Origin of the sequence: Butyrivibrio sp. AE3009, assembly GCF_000420845.1 — a bacterium.
GTDB lineage: Bacteria > Bacillota > Clostridia > Lachnospirales > Lachnospiraceae > Butyrivibrio.
In genome coordinates this window covers 1-6,310 of record NZ_ATVS01000078.1, presented here as the reverse complement: position 1 = coordinate 6,310, position 6,310 = coordinate 1, and the positions used below count along the sequence as shown (strand labels likewise).

Genomic DNA, 6,310 nt, shown 5'->3' with positions numbered 1-6,310 from the left:
AGCGCGGTTGCATTTATGCAACATATACCTTACGCGCGAGTGCGCATCCATAGCGGAGCGTTTTTTGTTTAATAGGAAATTCGGAGGAATTTCCTATTAAACAAGAAAATGAGCCGCGGTTTCCCGCGGCTCATCATCTGCCATCTCGTGAATTTTCCGGCAAGGCACGACATTACCACTTCCTCTTCCGGAAGCAATCCGGCCCTTATCATTCCTACGTCTTTTTCCCGTTTCAACGTTCCTGTTCACTATCTTCTTGAACTTACATAACATCAAAACCTCATCTCAAAGCACTAGCTTCACATTTACATATTCACAGTATTAAGTTTTCAGAAATCCTTTGGCCCTCCTGCCTCCTTCTGTTTCCGTAATCCATCGCATCGTACCCCTTAACTTCGTGGGCCCGACTACTGCATACTAACGTAGTTCCGTAGAACCTATAACCCACAAGGGCGCCTACTTCGATCTTCAATACATCCTTGTCCCAACTTCCGATAATCGATTGAACCGGCCGAAGCCGCGAGCAACCAACCCGGGCAAGTTATTAAAGCTGTCCCATTATTCACATCTTTTCAGGAACGCCTCGCCATCTCTTGATTCATTTTGAGTAATTCTAGTTACTCAATATCCTCGTAAAATGACGGCCCTTGCCAGAACGTACTCCATCTTTCAATAAACTCTTGTAGACATCCATCTCCAACTTTTCCGTTAACGTACTTCGGGGACCTCTTCAAACCCTCTCTCAAGGGTCCGTCCTTCGACACCCATCGCTATGTATGTCGCCATGAAAGGCGAGAATCGGCTTTAATATGGCAGCCCCAGAATTGATGCAAGCATCATCCTCTTCATCTCCGGATCGTTCTCAAGGAGATTGTAATATCCTCCGATTTCGGTGATATTCAGAGGTGCGGGAATTCGGGCTCTTGCTGTATCGCATTCCATTGCAGCTTTCCTGAGAGCCAGCCTTTTAAGTTCCATGGCTTCCTCTGAGGTCTCCTGTTCCAGAATCCTGGCCAAAGCAAGCTCAATAGCCTCTGTTCCGATGAGTTTTGTAGCCTCTTTTTGAGTCTCTTTTCCGCCTTCTTTTCCGGTCTCTTTTCCTGTTTCCTTTCCGGTCTCTTTTCCGGTCTCTGCGCCGGTCTCGGCCTTAGGATCTTTATCTTCAGTTCCCATATTTTTTCTCCTTTTCCGCTGCGTTCATTTATCTATGTCACCGATAACATAATCCTGTATTATCATGATTTCTTTGCATCTGTCTTTGGTGCATCTGTTTTCTTGTCGTCAGTTTTCTTGTCATCAGGTTTCTTGTCATCAGGTTTCTTATCATCAGGCTTAGCCGCATTTGTGTCTCCACCCGGCTTGCCGCCCTGAGATCCACCCTGTCCGCAGCAAAGTAGCATATACAGAGCCTCAACAAGCATTTCGAAAGCTGTATGGGATCCGCCACCGCCTGCTCCGCCGGTTCCACCGGCTCCGCCGCCTCCGGAATTGCCATCTCCATTCGGCTTGTTGCCGCCATCCGGATTATTCGGATTACCCTGATTTCTATTTCCGGACTTGGCTGATTGCGCCTTCATTACCTCGGTAGCATAGTCTACGACTTTGTTGACCATCTCCGCATTCTTGTTAAGAACAGTATCTCTTCCCGTCGCATTTGACTCAGTTGCTTTACTCAGAATTTCAGCTGTCCTCTCGATTCCGGTAATATCATTGAATTCCGGAGGAAGCTTTTCTACGAGGCTCTTGATTACATCGTTTACGCTTGTAGGAGTAGCAAGCGCAGGTGATGATATTCCAATAGGCTTAAGTTCTGCAGTGGTCTTGCCGCTTAGATAATCTGTCTTATTCAGGTAGGTGCTGTCAAGCGTCATGGAATCGATAGGTGAATCCTTCCAGTTCCAGAACCTTGTGATATCAATCTTTTCACTTACATTCGTAGCTCCGAGAACGGCTTCACCTATCATGCCATCTGTAGGAATGGATATAACCGTCGACGGTGATCTGAAGCAGGATGCGTGATACAGATACAGTGCATCCTGAACCTCTGCTGCCGTTTTTCCCAGTTTAACAGCAAGCTCTTCCGGATATGTGAACGGGAACAGTATACAGTTTCCATAGAATCCGAGAGGTTTTTTTACATTGATGCAATTAAGAAGAGGAATATCTGAAATATCTTTCTTAGCATCATCACCGATATCACCATAGTAGTTATCAAAATCCATATCTACATTGTACTGCTCAAGAAGCATAGCAAGATCATCTGTCGTCATCGACTGCCATACAGCCCTTGAATAGCGCAGGGTATTGGTCACAATATGCTGGAAAGTTCTCTCAATTTCCTGGAACCCTGCCACTGTAAGCTTAGGAGTTTGTCTTCCATAGGAATGCACGACAGGACTCCGTGACAGCACCGCTTGTGTTTCAAGTGCCGGGCCTTTGGTTAATCCTTCATACACAGTGATTTTCAGATTTCCATAGGAATACAACTCGCTGGCACTGAATGTTGCTATCGGATTAAAATACCACTCAGGAAGTCCTTGCTTGAACTGCGCAACAACTTCCGACTCTCGGTCACGGTCTTTCGTATTATCATATAACTTGTTCATCCAGAGTTTGTAATTCTTAATCGCATAATTTTCTGATTCCGTCTGATCCTTCTCATCCTGGGATAAAGCATAATCCCATCCGTCAGTAATGCTATTTCTTATCTCAAGCTCTGAAATATTATCCTTGGTGGTTCCATAGGGCAAAAGGAACTCAAAAGAAATTGAATTAACATATTCAGCGTTATAATTCCTGCTAAATATTACAGCCTCTTTAACTTCCTGCCTTGTATGAGGTTCATGTGCAAGCTCATTAGCATTGGAAATATTAAATTCTTTCGCTGCAAACCCGAGACCAAGCTCTCTCAGAATAAGTGGTGAATAGGTGTAGTTAATCACCCTTCCATATATGGGCTTAGTTCCGTTATCAAATGAGATCTTTGCTGAGAGATTATCAAATTCCAGGAAGTTTCCGGTTACCTCAATGTAATATCTTTCATCTGTCGTATTTAGATCAAACTTATCAATTTTAAAATATGGCATTGCATAAAACTTCTGCATCAGATCAAGACCGTTTCTGTATGAATACGGTATCATACTTCTGATTGCACTATAATGCCTTATGACGTTCTGATATCTGCTCTTGAAACTTGAACAGTTCATCTCGGAGGCACTGCTGAGCTTTCCGCTTTCACACTCAGGTCCATACCCAAAGTTTAGTTCCAAAGCTTGAGTCTCAGGTAAAAATCTTACCGGTTTAAGCGGTACAAATAGTACCAGATCGATTCCCTGTATTGCAGTCTCCAATCGGTATCTTCTCACAACCTCCCAATACTGCACTGTCATTGTGTGAGAGTGATTGTGATTGGCTACTATCTTTGTTGCAACAGAATCTCTCTCCTGACTTGTGGCCGCACGAATATTGACTCTGTTAGCCCTTTCATAGAGGCTTGCAGCAACCGTGAAATTCTGGTTGAAGGCCTGCGCAGCAACAGAAGCTTCATTATGCCTGTTAGTCTGACCGGCGCTGGAACTTGCGCTCCCACTGGATTTGGAAGTTGCCCCTGAGCCGCTTCCAAACAGGCCTCCAAATATTCCTGAGATCGCACCAAAAATTCCTCCACTGGCACTTCCACCTCCGGAGGTAGTCTTTGTAGAATAATCCATCTCGGAATATCCGTACATACTCTGCCCCATAGCATAGTCATACATTGCCAGGATGGCATCTGTCTGCGATTGTGTCTGGCTCGTTGACTTATAGTCCTGCGCATCAATATTGTCCTGAATCGCATATGAACTGCTACTGTCCCTTACAATAAGTCTCTGTTCCTCGCCCGGAGCCAGTATTAATGAATACAACAGTTCACCCAAAGCAAATCCATCCGGAACCCATGACTGGCTCAGGTTAAGGGTATAGCCCATACCAAGAGATGACATGATAGGATACCCATCAGGGTTCCTGCCAAAACTTTTTTGGAATTCCGTCACATCTGCTGGCCTATCCAGCTTACGACGTTGTCTTTTCTTACCCTCCTCATCATAATCGCCCATTTCAGGATATATTGACGGTTCAACCAACCTCTGAAGCAGTGAATAGCTAAAGGTTCTTGAGGGCGCCTTATCTGTCGGAAGCATAACCGCATCTTCGCCTTCGCCCATTAGCTTCACACTTGGAAGAGCTTTGGGATGATCATCCTTATACCCCTTAAAGACTTCCTCAATGAGTACAAAGCCTTCCTCTCCATCCTCAAGGCCATACTTCCATACAAGTTCAATGAGTCCAATAAGATAAGAAACCTTCCTCTGTTTTTCTTTCTTCGGTGCTTTTTGGCCAAAATCCTCATCAATGATACGGTCTCTTGCCTTGCGATAATTGTTTATCTCACCCTCAAGATACTTATCGATCATCTGTGGCAGCATCTTGTTATAATTTAGCTGCAGATTCTTGGTAAGATCATCGTCAAGATCAAGGATCTCGACCCTGTTCTTTAGCTTATTAAGGAGTTCCTTTTTGGCTCTGATCTCAATTGTTTCCTCATCATCTTTGGCAGACTCAATCTCTGCATGAAGATCAGCCATAACCTTAACTATTTTCCGGTCATAAGTATAAACACTGATTATATTGTTATACTCATCAATTGTTTCCAGATCCTCCAAAAGCTCAGAGGTCGATTTTTTTATCATCGAATCCTTAACAACTGCATTTCTTATAAGATCCACCACATCAAATTTGAAGACCTGCTTACAGCCTCCCTGAGAGATGGTAAAAGTAATAAAATCCCCCCATGTATAGTCCTTTGGAAGAGTAATGATAAAAATACCCTCTGCATTCGTATATGCAAAATTTTTCTCTGAAGCCGCCTCAGAATCAGCAGGATCCTTAATTACGCCATCTACATCCACCCTGAGATTAGCAACATTAATGGACTCTCTGGTCTTCTTTTCACCTATGCTGCGGTAAGTAACCTTACCTGTTAAATATCTGGGATTGGGGAGTGCTACCGTAATACCTCGAAGAGCATCAAGACCTTCGTTTATGATCTCACTTTCGCTTTTTTTATCAAGAACTTCAAGGACATAATCCATGCCAAAAAGATGCGTAGGCTCAGGATCATTGGCATCAAAAACAAGTGCCGTCTGTTCGTACTTGTCTTTGAACTGTCCAAAAAAGTTTTCAAGTTCCTCGCTATCCTTACCGAGTGCCTCAATTACCAACTGAAGATTATGACTTGCAAGAGCAGTTGGACACAGCTTGGCAGCCTCAGCTTTGAGATCCTCCAGAGCACCAGAATCATACTCAAAGTCAGGATGGGTATTGGATATGGACTTTAGTACCCCCCTGGTTGTTTCAACATCAATCTTGGCAAGATCCTGGACGCAGCGCACCCCCGCCAGCACCAGAAGATATGCATAATCCTCTGTCATGCCGTTAACGCGCCACAGATCTGCCTGCTTTACCCAAATGCTGACATGTCTTTTGTCAACCTGGAGCTTGCTTGCGATTGTCTGCCTTTGCTCCGGCGTTCTGCCATTGGCCAATAGCCCCGCGATATCCATGATCTTGCAGTTATTTGCAAGATTACGCTTTTGGGCCTGGCTGATTCCTTTGATCGGTATTAGTGATGTTCCCATTGTTATACCCCTCTACAATACAAAAACCACAGGTACTTTTATCGCATCGTCGAATTGATGTATTCGGCATAACATAATTTTATATTATTATCAGACATTAATCAGTATTGTTTATAAATCGTTAACAGTTTGTTTAAATACTCATACAATACACACAATATGTTGTATTTTGTAAATTTATATCCACTAATTTGAATATGCTTCCATTACAAAAATCATATGCTTCTGATAGAAATCACTGCCACTTATTTAGATTCATGTCCACAAAAAAAGAATGCGCTGTATATTCACAACGCATTCCTTGATTATAATCACCTTCTTCTGCCGGTGCTGCCACGCTGAGTACCGGAGTTCCCTGAATTGCTTCCTGAATTACTTCCTGAGCCGCTGTTGCTGCTTCCTCCTGTCATACCGGGATGATCCACTCTTCCGGTTGGTCTGGGGCTGCTGTTACCATTACTGCCTCTGCTGTTATTGCTACTGTTATTACCGCTGTTATTACTGCTATCATGGGTACCACTATTAATACCACTTCCTCCACCCGTCATTCCCGGGTGATCTACTCTTCCCGTGGGCCTGGTGCTACTGTTACCATTACTGTCTCTACTGCTATTATTTCCACTGTTATTACTGCT

General features: G+C 43.8%; 2 protein-coding genes and 1 pseudogene. All 3 read right to left on the bottom strand.

Annotated elements, in window-relative coordinates; translation table 11 throughout:
- Nucleotides 1-804 precede the first annotated feature (804 nt).
- Nucleotides 805-1,173 carry a hypothetical protein gene (locus tag G588_RS20970; RefSeq protein ID WP_022780106.1) on the bottom strand — a complete coding sequence of 123 codons (369 nt, stop codon included), beginning with the start codon at nt 1,171-1,173 and terminating at the stop codon, nt 805-807.
- A 62-nt stretch (nt 1,174-1,235) separates the two neighbouring features.
- Nucleotides 1,236-5,675, bottom strand: coding sequence for a DUF4332 domain-containing protein (locus G588_RS0118145; RefSeq protein ID WP_022780105.1), 4,440 nt, complete (start codon nt 5,673-5,675; stop codon nt 1,236-1,238).
- A 311-nt stretch (nt 5,676-5,986) separates the two neighbouring features.
- Nucleotides 5,987-6,310: pseudogene (locus tag G588_RS22870) on the bottom strand (hypothetical protein); the annotation flags it as partial.

Coding starts and splice junctions, on each gene's coding strand:
- G588_RS20970 (WP_022780106.1), bottom strand. CDS start 1,173: ATGGGAACTGAAGATAAAGATCCTAAGGCCGAGACCGGCGCAGAGACC.
- G588_RS0118145 (WP_022780105.1), bottom strand. CDS start 5,675: ATGGGAACATCACTAATACCGATCAAAGGAATCAGCCAGGCCCAAAAG.